The 17232-nt window shown below is 62.2% G+C and carries 13 protein-coding genes; 8 read left to right on the forward strand and 5 right to left on the reverse strand.

What is annotated here, in order from left to right; translation table 11 throughout:
• Positions 1-295: 295 nt before the first annotated feature.
• From ACB030_RS07095 to ACB030_RS07105, 3 genes are all read left to right on the forward strand, one after another.
• The gene (locus ACB030_RS07095; RefSeq protein ID WP_371158771.1) at positions 296-1534 is read left to right on the forward strand and encodes a uracil-xanthine permease family protein; all 1239 of its coding nucleotides are present in this window, start codon (positions 296-298) and stop codon (positions 1532-1534) included.
• Between the two features lie 148 nt (positions 1535-1682).
• On the forward strand, positions 1683-2423 hold the full coding sequence (locus ACB030_RS07100) for a dienelactone hydrolase family protein (RefSeq protein ID WP_371158772.1): 741 nt from the start codon (positions 1683-1685) through the stop codon (positions 2421-2423).
• A gap of 244 nt (positions 2424-2667) precedes the next feature.
• On the forward strand, positions 2668-3234 hold the full coding sequence (locus ACB030_RS07105; protein ID WP_205642154.1) for a YSC84-related protein: 567 nt from the start codon (positions 2668-2670) through the stop codon (positions 3232-3234).
• A 62-nt stretch (positions 3235-3296) separates the two neighbouring features.
• Here the strand turns inward: ACB030_RS07105 and ACB030_RS07110 are convergent, their stop codons facing one another.
• Complete coding sequence (locus ACB030_RS07110) at positions 3297-4316, reverse strand: beta-propeller fold lactonase family protein (RefSeq protein WP_371158773.1); 1020 nt, start codon at positions 4314-4316, stop codon at positions 3297-3299.
• Between the two features lie 190 nt (positions 4317-4506).
• The gene (locus ACB030_RS07115; RefSeq protein WP_247625856.1) at positions 4507-5265 is read right to left on the reverse strand and encodes a response regulator transcription factor; all 759 of its coding nucleotides are present in this window, start codon (positions 5263-5265) and stop codon (positions 4507-4509) included.
• Between the two features lie 249 nt (positions 5266-5514).
• On the opposite strand from ACB030_RS07115, the gene ACB030_RS07120 reads away from it, so the two are divergent.
• The 5 genes from ACB030_RS07120 to ACB030_RS07140 all read left to right on the forward strand — a co-directional run bounded on the left by ACB030_RS07120 (position 5515) and on the right by ACB030_RS07140 (position 13070).
• Complete coding sequence (locus ACB030_RS07120; protein ID WP_197970377.1) at positions 5515-6594, forward strand: substrate-binding domain-containing protein; 1080 nt, start codon at positions 5515-5517, stop codon at positions 6592-6594.
• 60 nt (positions 6595-6654) lie between these two features.
• Positions 6655-8139 (forward strand): sugar ABC transporter ATP-binding protein, encoded by a 1485-nt coding sequence (locus ACB030_RS07125; protein WP_371158774.1) that lies wholly within the window; start codon positions 6655-6657, stop codon positions 8137-8139.
• A 17-nt stretch (positions 8140-8156) separates the two neighbouring features.
• Positions 8157-9134, forward strand: a complete 978-nt coding sequence (locus ACB030_RS07130; RefSeq protein WP_371158775.1) for an ABC transporter permease — start codon at positions 8157-8159, stop codon at positions 9132-9134.
• Positions 9135-9164: 30 nt separating this feature from the next.
• Entirely contained in the window at positions 9165-10772 is a 1608-nt protein-coding gene (locus tag ACB030_RS07135; protein WP_371158776.1) for a glycoside hydrolase family 3 N-terminal domain-containing protein, read from the forward strand.
• A 126-nt stretch (positions 10773-10898) separates the two neighbouring features.
• The gene (locus ACB030_RS07140) at positions 10899-13070 is read left to right on the forward strand and encodes a carbohydrate-binding protein (protein ID WP_371158777.1); all 2172 of its coding nucleotides are present in this window, start codon (positions 10899-10901) and stop codon (positions 13068-13070) included.
• A 93-nt stretch (positions 13071-13163) separates the two neighbouring features.
• Here ACB030_RS07140 and ACB030_RS07145 read toward each other — a convergent pair whose 3' ends face one another.
• The 3 genes from ACB030_RS07145 to mscK all read right to left on the reverse strand — a co-directional run bounded on the left by ACB030_RS07145 (position 13164) and on the right by mscK (position 17211).
• A complete protein-coding gene (locus ACB030_RS07145) occupies positions 13164-13412 on the reverse strand; it encodes a hypothetical protein (RefSeq protein ID WP_371158778.1) in 249 nt (82 codons plus the stop codon).
• Positions 13413-13772: a LysE family translocator gene (locus ACB030_RS07150; protein WP_371158779.1), complete on the reverse strand. Its 360-nt coding sequence runs from the start codon at positions 13770-13772 to the stop codon at positions 13413-13415. It lies immediately after the preceding gene.
• Positions 13773-13893: 121 nt separating this feature from the next.
• Positions 13894-17211 carry a mechanosensitive channel MscK gene (gene mscK / locus ACB030_RS07155; protein ID WP_371158780.1) on the reverse strand — a complete coding sequence of 1106 codons (3318 nt, stop codon included), beginning with the start codon at positions 17209-17211 and terminating at the stop codon, positions 13894-13896.
• Positions 17212-17232: the final 21 nt, after the last annotated feature.

The raw sequence follows: 17232 nt of genomic DNA on the forward strand, positions 1-17232 counted from the left end.
ACGCCGCACTATTTCGAGCCAGCCTCCGCTGGCAGGCGATGAATGGCACCCCGCTGAAACCCTTGCCATGCTATCTCGCCAGAAAAACGATTGGCGTAAGCCACAAAAGTGCGTAAAATCGCATACTCGATGCTTGTAGCAACGAATCCCGCCTAAAAAGCCAGTTTCATGCCCACCCCAAGCAGTAAAAGGTAACGAATGACGCCGAATGGCGCATCTCATGCCTTGAAAAAGTCTTGTGATGACTGAAAAGTGTCAATTATCCCTGTCAGTTATCAAAAAATTAAGGATACCCATGTTTTCCTTGGTCAAGCAAAGCGTCGCCGGGCTGCAAATTCTGTTTGTCGCCTTCGGTGCCATGGTTCTGGTGCCCCTGCTCACCGGATTGAACCCCTCCATGGCCCTGCTTGGTGCCGGTGTAGGCACCCTGCTGTTCCAGCTCTGCACCCGTCGCCAGGTGCCGATCTTCCTCGGCTCCAGCTTCGCCTTCATCGCCCCCATCATCTATGCCACCCAGACCTGGGGCCTGCCCTCCACCATGTTCGGCCTGTTTGCCGCCGGTTTCATGTACTTCATCCTGGCGGCCCTCATTCGCGTGCGTGGCATGGGCTTCGTGCACAAGCTGCTGCCCCCCGTGGTGATTGGCCCGGTGATCATGGTGATTGGCCTGTCGGTGGCCCAGGTGGCCTGCAACATGGCCATGGGCCGTGCCGGGGCCGAGCAGGTGGTGGTCCCTGCCACCGCGCTGACCCTGGCGGGGATCTCGCTCGCGGTGACCCTGATCGCGGCCGTGTTCTGCAAGGGCTGGATCAAGCTCATCCCCATCCTCTCCGGTGTCATCGCCGGTTATGTGGCCGCCGTGCTGATGGGTCAGGTAAGTTTCGAGGGCATGGTCAATGCCCCCTGGCTGGCGCTGCCCCACTTCGAGACCCCGGAGATCAACTGGGCCGCGGCCCTCTTCATGCTGCCGGTGGCCATCGCCCCCTGTATCGAGCACATAGGTGGCGTGCTGGCCATCGGCGGCGTGACCGGCAAGGACTACACCAAGGATCCTGGCCTGCACCGCACCCTGGCCGGTGACGGCATCGGTGTCTGCTTCGCCGGTTTCATCGGTGGTCCCCCCGTCACCACCTACGCCGAAGTGACCGGTGCCGTGATGATCACCCGCAACTTCAACCCGGTTACCATGACCTGGGCTGCGGTGTTTGCCATCATTCTGGCCTTCTTCGGCAAGTTCAACGCCCTGCTCACCTCCATCCCCATGCCGGTGATGGGCGGCATCATGCTGCTGCTGTTCGGATCCATCGCCGCCATCGGTCTCAAGACGCTAGTGGAATCCAAGGTGGATCTGGGGCTGGCCCGCAACATCGCCATCGTCGCCGTGACCCTGACAGTGGGTGTTGGCGCACTGGAGATGAAGATAGGTGACTTCGCCCTGGCCGGTGTCGGCCTGGCCTCGGTGGCCGCGATCCTGCTCAACCTCATCCTGCCCCAGCACTCCGAAGAGGGTGTCATGGAGTCGGCCAAGGACTGAGCGACGACCCGTCAGCCAGAGCTATGACAGGAGGCCACCCTTGGGTGGCCTCCTGCTTTTGTGGCCTCTCACCGCGAGCGCCTTGACCCATCGAGGGTCGGCCTGACGACTACAATCAGGGGCGTTGTTCACAGTCAAGGAGATGAAGATGAAGACGAGATGGATCCTGGCCCTGTGTGGGCTCATCTGGGGGGGCGCGGCCCAGGCCGGTGCGGTGCGCTACCAGGTCGACGGTCAGCCCTTCGAAGGTTATTACCTGGCCGCCGCCGACAAGCAGGCGCCCCTGGTGGTGCTGGTGCACGACTGGGACGGGTTGACGGACTACGAGGTCAAGCGGGCCGAGATGCTGGTGGCGCTCGGTTACAGCGTGTTCGCGGTGGACTTGTTCGGGGCAGGGGTCAGACCGACCGCCGTGGAAGAGAGGAAGAAGCTCACCGGGGCGCTTTATCAGGACAGGACCAGGATGCGCAAGCTGTTGCAGGCCGGGCTCGCCGAGGCGGGCAGGCAGGGCGGCCGGCTCGACAATGCGGTGGCGATGGGCTACTGCTTTGGCGGCGCCGCCGTGCTGGAGCTGGCCCGCAGCGGTGCGGATCTCAAGGGGATCGTCAGCGTCCACGGGGGGCTGGAGACCCCGGCCGGCCAGAACTACGAGCAGACCAGGGCCAGCCTGCTGATCCAGCATGGCAGCGCGGATCAGGCGGTGTCGCTCGGCCAGTTCGCGGCCCTCATCACCGAGCTGGAGAGCGCCGGCATCAGGCATGAGGCGACCAGCTACAGCGGCGCCCCCCATGCCTTCAGCGTCTTTGGCTCGGACAATTACCGCGCCGATGCCGATGCCAAGTCCTGGCGGCGCTTCACCGAGTTTCTCGGCGAGGTGACCAAGGGGTAGGGCAGCTTCAGGTGGCGCAGCGGGATCTTGCCACCAAAGCCCCGAGTGGCGGGGCCCCACTGCTTGCCGGGTCAGCAGAGGTTCAGTGGGGCTGGTTATACTGACGCGAAGAGGGGCTTGTATCTGGCCCGCGCCCCGGGGCACCGGACGGTGAATGCTGATAGCGGGTCGGATGGCCTCTGACCCGGTTCTGGAGCGGGAGGCCCCCTCAGCCCCCGCACATGAGACACGAAGGAGTAATGACATGCGTCTATGGACTCATATTCTGGCCGTTCTGCTGCTGGTTGGCTGTGCCAAGGGGGATACCCCCGCCGAGCAACGCAACCACATTCAACAGATGCGCCAGCAGACCCTCTCCACCCTGTATGGGCAGGATGGGGGCACCAGACAGGAGGTGGCAAGATCCAAGGGTTATGCCGTCTTCACCAATGTGAACAACAACCTGCTGGTACTGAGCGCCGGCAGTGGCTATGGGGTGCTCCGTGACAACCGCACCGGTCGCGACACCTACATGAAGATGGCGACCGCCGGCATGGGGATCGGCATGGGGATCAAGAAATTCCAGGCCGTGATCATCTTCAACGATGCCGCCGCCCTGGACAGATTCATCACCACAGGCTTCGATGCCAGCGCCCAGGCGGATCTGGCCGCCAAGTCGGCGGACGATGGCAAGGTGGTGGTCAGCGAGGCGGCCAATGCCGACTTCCAGAAGGTGAAGATGTACCAGCTCACCGAGCAGGGGCTGGCGGCGCAGGCCACCATGCAGGGCTACAAGTACTGGCCGGACGATGAACTCAACGGCAGCAGATAAGGCCCAGACACAAGTGTTCACTGCGCGGCGCTCATCAGGGCGCCGCGCGCATTTCTGCGGCTTCAGGCCCGCCAGGCGGGCTTGTCCAGCCTCAGCACCCTCACCCACATGGCCCCTTCCCCCACATGTTGGCGGGACGAGAGGCTGAGCTCCCCCGTCTGCGCCGCGATGCGGTGCACGGCCAGGCTCTGGGACTTCTGCCCGGTGGCGATCAGATAGTGGCCGCTGTGGTCGATGGCAAAACCACGGGGGCAGGCTTCGGTCGGGAAGTGGCCCAGCAGGGTCAGGGCGCCGTCTCCCTGGTCGATCCCGAACAGGCTGAGCAGGCTGCTGGCCCGCTCGCTGGTGTAGAGAAAGCGCCCATCCGGGGTCAGGTGGATGTCGGCCCCCCAGCGCTCTCCCTGATAACCCTCGGGCAGCATGTCCAGGCTCTCCCGCGCGCCGATGCGACCATCCGCCTCCCTGTGGTAGCGGCTGAGGGTGGCATCGAGCTCATTGAGGCAGTAGAGATCGCCGTTGGTGGGGTGCAGCGCCAGATGGCGGGGCCCGGCGCCGGGGGCCGTGTGGATGTCGCCGAGGGGATGGGGGCTCAGCTGACCATCCTCTCCCAGGGTGAAGCGGCGGATGAGGTCCTCCTTGAGGCAGGCGACCAGCAGCTCCTGGTGACCCTGACTGGTTGTCAGCAGGGTCACCGAGTGGGCGGCCATCAGCCGGTCGATGCGCTGGTGGGGCGCCAGCACCCGACCTGCGTCATCCATGGGCGAGACGCTGACATGGTCGAAGGCGTAGGAGGCGGCAAAGAAGAGGCGCCCTGTTCCATCGGTGCAGGTGTGGGAGGCGCTGCCATCGAGCGGCGCCGAGCAGGGCGTACCGAGCCGGCCATCCGCGGCTATGGGGTAGCTCAGCACTCGAAAATCGGGGCGCACCCCCGCATAGAGCCAGCGCTGGTCCGGGCTGATGACCAGGGGCTGCACCTCGCCGCCGGTCTGGACTTCCTGCAGCGGGACCAGCTCGCCGTCCTCGAGTCGAAACACATGGATCAACCCGCTCACCGGGTTGGCGACATAAACGACTTGCTGCATTGTGATCTCCTTCATGCTCTGGCGCTCATCATCGGATGATTGCTCCAGGCCAGGCAAGTAGTTGTGCAGGGTATCGTCGTAATTGGCCAGCCCTGTCTTTGTTGTTGTACGGGTTATTTTTCCAGGCTCAGCAGGTAGTTGCGCAGATTGACGCCGCGATAGACCAGCCCTGTCTTTGTTGTTGCACGGGTTATTTTTCCAGGCTCAGCAGGTAATTGCGCAGGTTGACGCCGCGATTGGCCAGCCCCAGCTTGATGCGCACGCTGTTGCGATGATTCTCCACCGTTTTGCGCGCCACATTGAGGGCGCTGGCGATCTCCTGGCTGGACATGCCACTGCGGATGAACTCGGCCACCTGCATCTCCGAGGGGGTCAGCACCTCCAGCAGGCGTTGGTTGCCGTCGGCCTGCAGGCTCTTCTCCATGCTGGCGCGGATCAGCTCCAGGCACATCTTGAGGGCCGGATCTTGAATTTGGGTAAGCTTTTGCTCCACTTCGGGCAGGTGGCGGGCTATCAGCTGCTGATGCTGCTCACCGGGCGCCGCCCCCTGGCTGTCGCTGAGTGCGGCCAGGGAGTGAGCGAGTTCGTTGATGAGCCGGTGATCCTGCTCTATGCCTGAGGCGTCCTGGCTCTCGCTCGGCTTGATCTGCAGGCACCAGATGCGGGTGCCGTCCGGTCCGTCATGGGCGAAGAGCTCGAAGGCAAGGTTGAGGATCTCGAAATGCAAGGTGGGCAGGTTGCCCCGGATCCGCTGGCGTATGGCCTTCAGGTAGTCGGGACCTACCAGGAACACCAGATCGTCTAGCCGATTGAGGGTCAGGGTATCCACCGGATAGCTGGATGCCACCACCTGCTCCTGCTCATCGAAGCTGATGAAATAGATGTCATTGCGCGCCAGCAGTTGATGGCAGAGCCCCTGCTCGACGATAGGGATCAGCTTGTTACTCATGTTCCTTCCAGTTCTGCATCTCGTGATAAGTCCCCGTATTTCGCCTTCATTCATCCCTGTTGTTGTGTTCGGCTCACCCAGTGAATACCCAGATGCTCAGATTTTTCCTGTCATTAATTAACAAAAATTGAACATCCTGTGAGCTGCGTCGCAAAAACATCGCGCTCTTTAGTGAGGTACATCTCATTACAGGCTATAAAACACCTAGATAATGCCTATCGACCACTCAATGGATATAGGGAGAATACCATGTTGGCAAAACGCTCACACTTTTTACTGGCGGCATTGACCGCCGCCATGCTGCTCGGCAACGGGGCCCAGGCCGCCGAGGCGACCACGACCCTGGGTCCCAATGGCGAACAACCAACCCCTTATACCCAGGTAACACTCACTACTGCCCAGCAAGACAGGGTCAAGGCCCAGCATTACACGGCCGCCATCCTGATGCACACCACCTCCGACTGGTCGAGTGCCCTCATCAAGGGTGCCAAAGACAGATTTCATGACTTGAACGTCAAAGTGGTGGCGGTGACCGATGCCGAATTCAATGCCAACAAGCAGAGGACGGACGTGGAAACCGTGATGGCCATGGCTCCCGACATCATTCTTACCCTGGTGGTCGACCCTGTCTCCGGCGCCGCGGCCTTTCGCCCCGCGGTCCAGCAAGGCAGCAAGCTGGTGCTGATCAGCAACCTGCCAACGGGATTTGAATATGGCAAGGATTACGCCGGCATCGTCACCGACGACCTGTTCGAGATGGGGGGGCTGGCTGCCGACATGCTGGCCAAGACGGTGGGTGAGCAGGGAAAGATAGGCTTCATCTACCACGAGGCCAATTACTACGTCACCAATCAGCGGGATCAGGCGGTGTTGACCAACCTGGCCAAGCACCACCCGGGCGTCCAGATCCTCGCCAAGCAGGGCATTGCCAACGCCAATGATGGTGAGGTGGTTGCTTCGGCTCTCATCACCCAGCACCCGGACATCCAGGCCATCTATGCCCCCTGGGATTCCATCGCCGAAGGGGTGGTTGCCGCGACGCGGGCCGCCGGACGCAGTGACATCAAGGTGATCACCATGGACCTGGGCGCCGCCAATGCCCTGGACATGGCCAAGGGCCGCAACGTGGCCGGCATAGTGACGGATTTACCTTATGACCTCGGCCAGACCCTGGCCACCATGGGGGCCCTGGCCAAGCTGGGAGAACAGACCCCTCCCTTCGTCACCGTCTCCGCCGATGCGGTGACCCGCGACAACCTGGCCGATGCCTGGCAACAGGCGCTGCGTCGGGATCCTCCGGCCGCCGTTACCAAGGCACTCAGTCAATAAGCGTACGGGTAGCCGCCTCGCAGGCGGCTACCCGTTCCATCTCACGGAAGGAGTCATCACATGGAGCTGTACGCCATAGAGGCGAGTGGTATCAAGAAGGGGTTTGACGGCATCCCCGTGCTCAAGGATGTGTCGTTTCGTCTCAAGCGAGGCGAGGTGCATGCCATCGTCGGTCAGAACGGGGCGGGCAAGTCCACCCTGGTCAAGCTGCTCAACGGCTTTCATGGTCGGGATGGTGGCGAGGTGCTGTTGTTTGGCAAACCCTGCCGCTTCACCACCCCCAAAGAGGCGCAGGCCGAGGGGATCGCCATGGTGTATCAGGATCTCAGCCTGGTGCCGACCCTGTCGGTGGCCGACAACATCTTCCTGTCTGGCGGCGGCGAGAGCGGGGCGATCATCTCCAACCGGGACAGGGTCAGGCGTGCCGCCCCCCTGCTCGCCATGCTGGGTGTCGATCTGGATCCGGACTGCGAGGTGGGGCGGCTGAGCGTTGGTCAGCAGCAGTTCGTCGAGATAGCCAAGGCCCTGGCCCAGAATGCCCGCATCCTGGTGCTCGACGAGCCGACCGCCTCGCTCTCCAACAATGAGATCAACGAACTGTTCAAGGTGATCGCCACCCTCAAGGGGCAGGGGATGTCGATCATCTACATCACCCACTATCTCAGCGACATCATGCGGGTCTGCGACGCCGTGACCGTGCTGCGTGACGGCCATACGGTGCTCGCCACCCACACGGCCAACACCAGCGTCGAGGCACTGGTCGAGGCCATGCTCGGCAGCAAGGGCGACACCAGCCTGAGCTGGTCACGCCCTGGGTCTGCCGTGGATGGCGTGCCTCTGCTCGAGCTGGAGGGCGTCTCGAATGCACAGCTGCACGACATCTCCCTCAGGGTGATGCCGGGCCAAGTCGTGGGATTGGCGGGTCTGCTGGGCAGTGGCCGTACCGAGATCCTTGAGGCCATCTATGGCCTGACACCCATCCAGGCGGGCGAGATCCGCATCGATGGCGAGCCGGTGCGGATCCGCTCACCCAGGCAGGCCATCTCGCTTGGCATCAACATGGTACCGGAGGAGCGGCGCAGCCAGGGCTTGGTGCTCGATTTCTCGGTGGCCGACAACATGTTGATGGCCGCCTATGACCGGCTCACCCAGGGATTGGGTCTGGACAAGCCCAAGGGAGACGCCATGGTGCGGGCCCAGATCAAGAGCCTGGGGGTCAAGACCAGCGGTCCCGAGCAGTCGGTGCGTTTTCTCTCCGGCGGCAACCAGCAGAAGGTGGTGATCGGCAAGTGCCTTTCTACCAAGGCCAAGGTGTTGCTGCTCGACGATCCCACCTTCGGCATCGATATCCATGCCAAGTACGAAATCATGAAGATAGTGGACAGCTATGTCGCCGCCGGTAACGGGGCCATCTTCGTGTCGAGTGAATATGCCGAGGTCGCCAGCTTCTGTGACCTCATCTATGTGGTGAACAAGGGGCGGATCGTCGCCTGCCTGGAAGGGCGACGGATGAATGAAGAGACGCTGCTGGCGGCGGTTCAATAACAAGCAAGGAGTCAAGGATGAAAGATTTAACCCTGCCGGCGCCCAAGGGCAGCCGCATCAACTGGCGCGACTACATCATCTACATGGTGTTCGTGGGCATCTTCGTGTTCTTTTCCGTGGTATTGCATGACAAGGGCTTCCTGAGCGCCGTCAACCTGATGAACATCGCGCGTCAGACCGCCACCATCGCCATCATGGCGGTGGGCATGACCTTCGTGCTGAGTGCCGCCGAGATAGATCTCTCGTTCGGCGCCACGGTCGCACTCAGTGCCATAGTCGCGGCGCTGACCCTGCAGGAGACGGACAGCATTCTGCTGGCGGTCTCGGCGTCGCTCCTGGTGGGCACCATGATAGGGGCCATCAACGGCCTGTTCGTGACCCAGGTCGGCATTCCCTCCTTCCTGGTGACCCTGGGTACCACCGGCATCATCACCGGCATCGCTCGCTGGTCCACCTCGCTGCAATCCATCCCCATCGACAACGACCTCTATGTGTTCATCTTTGGCTCGGGTGACATAGGGCCCATCTCGGTGCTCTTTATCTGGACCATTCTGGTGACGGTGGCAGGCGCCTTCGTGCTGCGCAACACCCGCTTCGGCAAGCAGGTGCTGGCTACCGGAGGCAACAAGATCTCCGCCATGTATTCGGGCATCAACATCAACCGCATCAAGCTCTACGTGCTGATGCTCAACGGTTTTCTCGCCGCCCTCGCGGGCATCCTCTACTCGGGGCGGCTGCAAAGCGCCCGCTACACCCTGGGGGAGAGCGATCTCATGCTGGTGATTGCCGCCGTCATCATAGGGGGGACCAATCTGTTTGGTGGTAAGGGCATGGTGGTGGGATCCGTCATCGGCGCCCTCATCATGGGCATGGTCAACAATGGCCTGATCCTGATGGGGCTGAACGTGGATCAGCAACTGATCCTGCGCGGCATCATCGTCATCGTCGCCGTCACCTTCACCATGGGGCAGCTCAAGCAGCTGCGAAAAAAATAAATTTATTATCAGATACTTAAGGAAGAGATCATGAAGATGGATCCCAAGGTGGCGAGCATCATCTCCGGCTGGAGCCTGAAAGAGAAGGTGGGTCAGTTGTTCATCCTGGCCTTCCCGGGCAAGTCCGCCGAGCAGGCGCGCACCATGATAGTCGAGTACAACCTGGGAGGCTGTTACCTGAGCCAGGACAACGGCGATACCTTCGCCGAGGCCCAGCAATTGACTCGGGAGCTGGCCAGCATAGGTGCCGAGCAGGGTCGCCTACCGCTGCTGCTCGGAGTGGATCAGGAGGGGGCCTGGGGTGTACTGGTGGGGGAGTCCACCACTGGGCCCGGCAATCTGGCTCTCGGTGTGGCCGAGACCGGGCAGGGTACCGAAGCCATGTACAAAACCATGGCCGAGGAGATGCGCCTTGCCGGTTTCAACTGCATTCTGGGGCCCTGCTGCGACGTGAACTTCAATCCCAGCTCCCCCATCATCGACAGCCGCTCCTTCGGGGACAGGCCTGCCAAGGTGGCGTTGCACGCGGCGGCGGCGGTGCGCGGTCTGCACCGGGGGGGTATCTGTGGCAGCGGCAAGCACTTCCCCGGGCACGGCGACACCCAGGGTGACACCCACAGGGAGATCCCCAGGGTCGACAAGTCCCTCAGCGAGTTGCGCGAGCAGGATCTACGGCCCTTCCAGGCCGCCATCGATACCGGGGTGGATCTCATCATGACCAGCCACATCCTCTATCCGCAGCTCGACAGTCAGCACCCGGCCACACTCTCATCGATCATCTTGCAGGATCTGCTGCGCACCGAGATGGGCTTCGAGGGCATCATCATCTCCGACAGCATGAACATGGGGGCCATCGTTCATCACTACTCCCCCGCCACGGCGGCAGTGCTGGCGCTCAAGGCGGGCATCAACATGATCATGCTCTCCGAGGAGCACTACGATCACAGCGACTCCTACCTCGACAAGCAGTTCGCCATGATCCACGGCATCATGGCCGCGGTGGCGGCGGGGGATCTGGACGAGGCAGTGATCGATGCCGCCCTGGCTCGCATCCTTGCCTTCAAGCTCGCCAAGCTGGTGCCCATGGCGCTCTATCAACCCACCGACATGGCGGCAAACCAGCAGGTGGCCAACCGCTGTGCCAACCAGGCGCTCACCTGGCTACGCCAGGTGCCCGAGTTGGGCGAGGGGCCCTTCTATGTGCTCAACGCCACACCGGCGACCAGCTATCACAACCTCACCAATCCCCGTGGCATAGGCCCCAACCAGCGTGAACCTGCCTTTGATCACTTCCTTGCGGCTCTGGACCAGGGCGCTCGACGGGTGCTGTCCGTGACGCCCGAGCAGCTGGCAACCGTCGGCGACGACTGGCTGCTGGTGGTGACCGAGCACCATCCTCTGCCCGGAGAAGACTTCGCCCAAGGGGAGGCCCAGGCCTTGGTCCGCCGGCTGAGCCGCGAGGTCGAGAAACTGATAGTGGTGGCACTGCGCAGCCCTTATGACCTGCTCGGTTATCCGGATGTGCGCTACTACCTGTGCAGCCACTCGGCCCGCCCCGAGAGCGCTCGCGCCGCCGCAAAAGTGTTGAATGGCACCCTGGCGACCCAGCACAGCCGGGCGGTGAGTCTGGTCAGTTAACTTTTGTTTTTCCCGCCATCCCGGATGGCGGGGGATTTCTCCTAGGAGTCTGTTGTTGGGAGCCTGCATGGGCAATTGCCCGGTGATTAATGGACTAATTAGAGGGTTCAGGCTTTGAAAAGCACCATGAAAATAGTGTCGGCAACCGTGTTGCTCGCGTTGGCTGTCCCCGCTCTGGCGGCCAAGGGGGGCACTCAGGACTTCCTGGATGCGCTGCGCAACTTTGAATCCGGTATCAATCCGGCACTGGCAGATTTTTATCTGCAAAACCTCGACAACCCTGTCTACACCTATGCCCAGGTGACGGCGCCGGGTCGTCTGGTACGGGACTGTTCGACCGGCAGCATGTTGTCCGAGCCGACCACCATCAGTGGCTTCTTCAACAAGTTGGGGGTGGGAAACATCTATAATTCCGCCACCCCGACCGATGCGACCATGTTCCGGAAGATGCAATACAACTCCTTGAACGCTTGGGGTTTTATCGGTTATCAGCTGGGTGAGGCGGTGCTGATCGATGCCGGTTACTACAGCCCGAAACAGGTGACTGTCGATGGCAAGGAGTACGACAGCTTCTACATGTTCGTGCCGGACTCCACCTGGGCGGGTTGCAAGACCGAGGCCCTGGCCGAGATCGAGGGCTCGGGCGGCAACAAGGTCTATGTGACCGATGTCAACCGCTGGCAGGGAACCTTCGTCGGCAAGAATGGGGTCAACTCCCTGGCGGACTTGCGCCTGCCGGAGAAGCAGGAGCTGGTGATGCGCGACGCCATGCATTTCAACTATCAGGTGATAAGCAAGCTGCTCAAGGACGCCAACATGACCTGGGCCCAGGCCCTGGCCAAGAGCTGGCCCGATAAGGATGACAACGGTCAGCCAATTCAGGTCCGTGCCACCATGTCAGGCATACTGGCGGCGGCACACCTGCGTGGCGCCTGGGGGGTCGGCGCCCTGCTGACCAAGGATCAGATCACCTGTGATGAGCTCGGGACCTGCATCACCAAGTACGTCTACAAGTTTGGTGACTACAACAGCCTGTTTGACACCCCGGGTGACAGCATCACCCAGGGCTCACCTTATGATGAGGTGCTGACGGCCGGTTGGGGCAATGACATTGTCATCACTGGTGGTGGCAAGGATCAGATCCTGCTCAACGAGCAGACGAACGGCCTGACCACGGTCAATGACTTCACCCCAGGCAATGATCTCATCGTGCTGCGTGGCTGGAACATGGCGGATCCCCTGGCGGATCTGGTGATTGGTGATGTCGCCGATGGCGCCGAGTTGCAGTTTGCCGGTCAGCGCGTCCTGCTCAAGGGGGTCAGCGCGGCGTCGGTGCAGGCCAATCCGGCTGCCGTCATCACCAAATCCGATATCTACACCCTGGCCTGGAACTCGGGCAAGCAGGTGGTCCAGGGCTTCGATCCTGCGGTCGACAAGATTGCGGGCAGCGCCGGCATCGGCTTCAAACACCTGAAGGCTTATGAGACGGCCACCTCCGTGGTGATAGGCCCGCAGGCGGAGGATGGCGGCATCTACTCCTCCTATGAGCTGGTGGGGTTGACCCTCAAGGATATCAGGCCCGAGATGTTCACCAATGTCACCGGCAGTTACGATCGCCTCGGCTATATAGTGCCGCTTAGCTCGCTGAACTGGGGTTGGAACATGACGCTGGTCGTCAGTCGCTTCGATCCTGCCAAGACGGTCATCACCACCCCGAGCAACCAGCCGGTGCCTTTCTCTGGCATCAAGCTGAGCCAGGAGGGGAGCGACGTGGTCATCAGCCTGGTTGAACCCTATGCCAAGGGGGATGCCAAGCAGATAGTGCTGAAGAACACGGCGGTGAATACCCTCAGTGCGACCAACTTCGCCGGTTTTAGCGGCAGCTACAGCGAAGCCACCATCGACATTCCCGTCTTCTTCGACATCAGCGTGAACGTCGGGGTCGGCGGCACTCTGTCACCGGCGCCGGTGAACGGTGTGCTGAAGGCCAAGGGGGGAACCAGCTTCACCGTCACCCTGTTGCCCAATACCGGTTACAAGGTGAAATCCCTCACCGTCGATGGTGTGGCGCAGGCTGTGGCTGGTAGCTACACCTTCACCGCCGTGAATGGTACCCATAGCCTGTCGGTCAGCTTCGAGCAGGGCAGCAGTTGCCCGGCAAGCTGGGCCACCGGGTCTGTGTATACCACGGGCAACCAGGTGACCTACAACGGCAATATCTATGAGGCCAAGTGGTGGAACAGTGGCAATGTGCCGAGCGCAGGGGACCCCTGGAAGCTGATCGGTGCCTGCAGCTAAACGCCCTTTATGCGCGCCGGGTGATAGCTGTCACCTAACAACTCAGGCCCCACTTCGGGGCCTGTGTTTCTTGATGGGCTCATGTGCGCAGTGTCAGGGCCGGCTCAGGATCTCCTGGATTACGGGCACCACTGAGAGGGCCAGCAGGGCTGCCATGGCATGGTTGAACCGGCGGCGGGCGAGGGCATGGGTCAGCCAGCGCTTGAGCAGGGTGCCGCACAGGAGCCAGAGCCCGACGCAGGGGAAAGAGACGATGAAGAAGGTCAGGGCTATGGTCAGGTTCTGCTGATGGAAGTCGGCCCCCGCGCTGGTGAAGGCGGCGATGGCGCCGGTGGCGACCACTCAGGCCTTGGCATTGACCCATTGGAACAGGGCGCCCTTGAGGAACCCCAGGGGGCGGGCAGAGGCGTCTCCCGTCACCTCGTCGGCGGAGCGGGCAATCAGCCAGGCGAGATAGAGCAGATAGAGGGTGCCGACACACTTGATGACGAAGTGCAGGCTGGGGAAGAGGGTAAACAGCTGGCCAAAACCAAGCCCCACCAGCAACAGCATCAGGGTGAAGCCGACGCAGATCCCCATGAGCAGCGGCAGGCTGCGCCTGATCCCGAAGTTGGCGCCGGCGCTCATCACCATGATGTTGTTCGGTCCCGGGGTGACCGATGCCGAGATGGCAAAGAGCACCACGGCGTAGAGATAGTCCATGAGAGCCTCGTGGGTGACATTCCGTTGTCTTCCCTATATTGGGGGACTGCCCCCGCTTTCAAGGTGCGGGAAGGGCAGAAAAAAACAGGCCCCATGACGGGGCCTGTGCAAGCGGGCGGGATCAGACGGGGTGGTTCCCCGCCGGCGGCAGGGCCGGGCGGGATTCCACCTTCTGCTCGTCTCCCTGCATGTTCTTGATGTAGACATCCATCTGGTTGAACGCGATCTCGATGCCATGCTCACGGAACAGCACGTCGATGCGGCGGTTCAGCTCGTCGATGGCCGGGTTGCGATCCCCGAGCTCGCTGACGAAGAAGCGCAGCTCGTGATCCAGAGTGCTGGGGCCGAAGGTGAGGAAGTAGACGATGGGCGCCGGCTCCTTCAACACACGGCTGTTCTCCGTGGCAGCCTGCATCAGCAGGGTGCGGGTCAGCTCCAGATCCGAACCATAGGCCACCCCGACCCGGGCGATGACCCGGGTGACGGTATCGGACAGGGACCAGTTGATCAGCCGCTCTATCATCAGCTGCTGGTTCGGGATGATCACCTCCTTGCGGTCGAAGTCGGTGAGGGTGGTCGAGCGGATGCGGATCTTGTTGACCGTGCCCGAGATGGTGCCGATGGTGACCGTGTCCCCGATCCGTACCGGACGCTCGAACAGTATGATGATGCCCGAGATGAAGTTGGAGACGATCTGCTGCATGCCAAAACCGATACCGACCGAGAGACCGGCGGCCAGCCACTGCAGCTTCTCCCACTGGACCCCCAGCATGGCCAGCGCGGTGAGCGAGCCCATCCCGATCAGCACATAGTTGAGCATGGTGGTGAAGGCGTAGGCGGTGCCCTGGGCGAGGCGCAGCTTGGAGAGCACCAGCACCTCCAGCAGGCCTGGCAGGTTGCGAGCCAGCGACAGGGCCGCCCCGAACAGGAAGAGGCCGGTCAGCACGTCGCTCAGGCTGATGGGATAGAGCACGGCATTGGCACCCGTGCCCTCGCTCTTGTGCCACAGCACCACGCTGTCGAGGTAGGTGAAGACAGCGACCAGATCGGACCAGAGCCAGTAGAAGGCGACGCCGAACACCAGCAGCAGCATGATGCGGGTCAGGCGCAGGGACTGCTGGCTGACCTCTTCCAGATCCATGGGCTGCTCTTCGATGGCCTCGCCCCCTTCCGCATCTTCCGAAGGCTTGTGCTCGCGCTTGGCGACGGCGCGGCGGTAGGCCAGACGGCGGGCCGCCAGCTCCAGACCACGCAGGGCGGTGCGATAGACCAGGCTCCAGATGATGATGAGGTAGAAGGATTCGATCAGGCGACCGGTCAGCTTCAGGGCGGTGTAGTAGTAGCCGAGCGCCGCCAGCACCATCAGGGCCACCGGCGCCAGCGCCAGGGCGACGGCCGTCATGGTCTGCAGCATGCTGGCCTCGCCCTTGATGCGGGCGCGGGAGATGGGCAGCACCAGGTAGGCGGTCAGCCCCAGCAGCAGCATGGTCAGCGCCTGGCCGATGACGTCGTTGCCCAGCGATGAGGGCTCCACCACCGCCTTGGTCGAGAGCATGATGAGGGGCAGCAGGGGTAGCCAGAGGTAACGCATGCTGTTGCGCTTGGCCTGCAGCTCGTCCCGCGGGATGCGGAAGTGGCTCTCGCCGATGCCGCCAGGGCGCATCACCGACAGGTAGACGCTGAACACCAGGTAGCCCAGTGCCAGGTTCAGGGTGATCTGGAAGATGAGGCGCGGGCTCAGCAGGCCGCAATAGGCCAGCAGCAGGCCGGCGGCCAGGATGAAGAGGGTTCCCGGCAGGCGCTGCAATACGGTGTAGAGCAGGGCGCGGGGGGTGTGCCACTGGCTGTCCTGGCGGAAGCGGCCGAGATCCTTGGCGATCCGCTGCTGGCGCTTGACCAGGGTCGGGCGTTTCCACAGCAGCAGGCCACCCACCAGCAGCAGCGGCAGTGCCAGCAGGGAGACCGCCAGCAGCATGTCGCCCCAGCCTTGCCAGTCCGGCTTGAGCACCCAGTCGGAGGCCTGCTTGTAGGCATGGCCCGGCCAGTTGATGAACCACTTGCCATCGATGGGCTTGTTGCTGCTGACCCAGAAGATGTGCTGTTGCAGGGTGAATTCGATGGAGGCATAGATGCGCGTCAGCTGCTGCTGGGTGAGCTGCAGGCTGATGGCGTTGGTCAACTGGGCATCCATCTGGCGGTTGAGCTGATCCAGCAGACTGATGCGGGTGTCGATCAGCTTGACCAGGTTCGCCTTGTCCTCTTCGCTGACGGTCTCCCTGCTGTTGGCGATCAGGTTGTCCAGATACTGGCCCTTCTGGAACAGCTGATCCCGTTGCTGGCTCAGTTCAAACTGGGCCAGGTGCAGGTCGGCGATCTGCTCTTCCAGGTTCTTCACCAGGGTGGAGGGGGCGGCCTCCAGCTGCTGGTAGAGCTGATAGAGGATGCGTGACAGCAGCAGGTTGCCCTTGAGCATCTGCACCTGTTCGTTCAGGTTGCGCTCGGTCTGGGTGCCGCGCTCCAGCCAGCTCTTGGCCTGCAGGTTTTTCTGGGCGAGCAGGTTGAGGTTGGTGGTGGCGCTGATGAGCTGCTGGCTGAGCTGGTGGTTGATCTCCTGCTCTTTTTGCACCAGGGGGTTGCTCGGGGTGGCGACCAGCTCGCCGGTCTGCTCGGCGGCCTTCTCGGTGTCGCCGAGGCGCTTGGCGCTGCTCTGCTCCTGCAGGGCCTGCAGTTTTTGCTCCTCATGGGCGAGGCGCGCACTCTGGTAGTCGCGCTGCTTGACCGCCAGATCCTGCATGCTGGTGCGGTTGTCCAGATCCTTTTGCAGGTTGGCCAGTTGCAGGTCCAGCAAGGCCAGCTCGGTGTTGAGCTTCATCTTCTCGGCGCTGCTCACGCCATCCCCGGAGTTCAGGCGAGTGCGGATCTCCTGGCTGCGTTGATAGGCGCGGCTCATGTTGGCCTGGGCCCGCTCCGGCAGGGTTTGCAGGCTGGTGATCTGGCTGCCTATGGTGCCGAGGGCCTCCTGGGCATCCTGCATGTTGGCCAGCACTTCCGGCTGACGGCTCTCCAGCTCCGCCAGGCTCATGCTGGCGTATTCACTCTTGAGCTGCTCAGGACCCTTGTCCTGGGCCAGGGAGTCTATCTTGGCGCCTATCTCTTTCATTTCGCCGGGCAGGGAGCGTACCCGCTGTGTCAGCGCCTTGGCCTTGGCCTGCTCCTTCTCGATGCTGTCGAGCAGGCCTAAGGTATCGGTGAGCAACTTCTGATCCGCCTGCTGGCTGACGGTCAGGGTCTCTGATTTGCCGAGGGCATCGAGCGCCCGCTGTACTGTGGCGCGCTGGGGCAGATCCTGCGCCATGGCTTGGGGGGCGCAGAGGCTGATGAGTAAACAGAGCAGCGGCAACAGGGTGGCCGAGGCTCTTCTGAACTGTATTGAGGGCATAAAACGTCCGGGTGATTATGC

It is taken from the genome of Aeromonas sp. S16(2024) (assembly GCF_041403065.1).
Classification (GTDB): domain Bacteria; phylum Pseudomonadota; class Gammaproteobacteria; order Enterobacterales; family Aeromonadaceae; genus Aeromonas.

Excerpts from the sequence above, each read along its gene's own strand:
- ACB030_RS07150 (WP_371158779.1), bottom strand. The coding sequence starts at position 13,772 with ATGGACTATCTCTACGCCGTGGTGCTCTTTGCCATCTCGGCATCGGTC.
- ACB030_RS07120 (WP_197970377.1), top strand. The coding sequence starts at position 5,515 with ATGTTGGCAAAACGCTCACACTTTTTACTGGCGGCATTGACCGCCGCC.
- ACB030_RS07105 (WP_205642154.1), top strand. The coding sequence starts at position 2,668 with ATGCGTCTATGGACTCATATTCTGGCCGTTCTGCTGCTGGTTGGCTGT.
- ACB030_RS07130 (WP_371158775.1), top strand. The coding sequence starts at position 8,157 with ATGAAAGATTTAACCCTGCCGGCGCCCAAGGGCAGCCGCATCAACTGG.
- ACB030_RS07100 (WP_371158772.1), top strand. The coding sequence starts at position 1,683 with ATGAAGACGAGATGGATCCTGGCCCTGTGTGGGCTCATCTGGGGGGGC.
- ACB030_RS07095 (WP_371158771.1), top strand. The coding sequence starts at position 296 with ATGTTTTCCTTGGTCAAGCAAAGCGTCGCCGGGCTGCAAATTCTGTTT.
- ACB030_RS07125 (WP_371158774.1), top strand. The coding sequence starts at position 6,655 with ATGGAGCTGTACGCCATAGAGGCGAGTGGTATCAAGAAGGGGTTTGAC.
- ACB030_RS07140 (WP_371158777.1), top strand. The coding sequence starts at position 10,899 with ATGAAAATAGTGTCGGCAACCGTGTTGCTCGCGTTGGCTGTCCCCGCT.
- ACB030_RS07135 (WP_371158776.1), top strand. The coding sequence starts at position 9,165 with ATGAAGATGGATCCCAAGGTGGCGAGCATCATCTCCGGCTGGAGCCTG.
- mscK (WP_371158780.1), bottom strand. The coding sequence starts at position 17,211 with ATGCCCTCAATACAGTTCAGAAGAGCCTCGGCCACCCTGTTGCCGCTG.
- ACB030_RS07115 (WP_247625856.1), bottom strand. The coding sequence starts at position 5,265 with ATGAGTAACAAGCTGATCCCTATCGTCGAGCAGGGGCTCTGCCATCAA.
- ACB030_RS07110 (WP_371158773.1), bottom strand. The coding sequence starts at position 4,316 with ATGCAGCAAGTCGTTTATGTCGCCAACCCGGTGAGCGGGTTGATCCAT.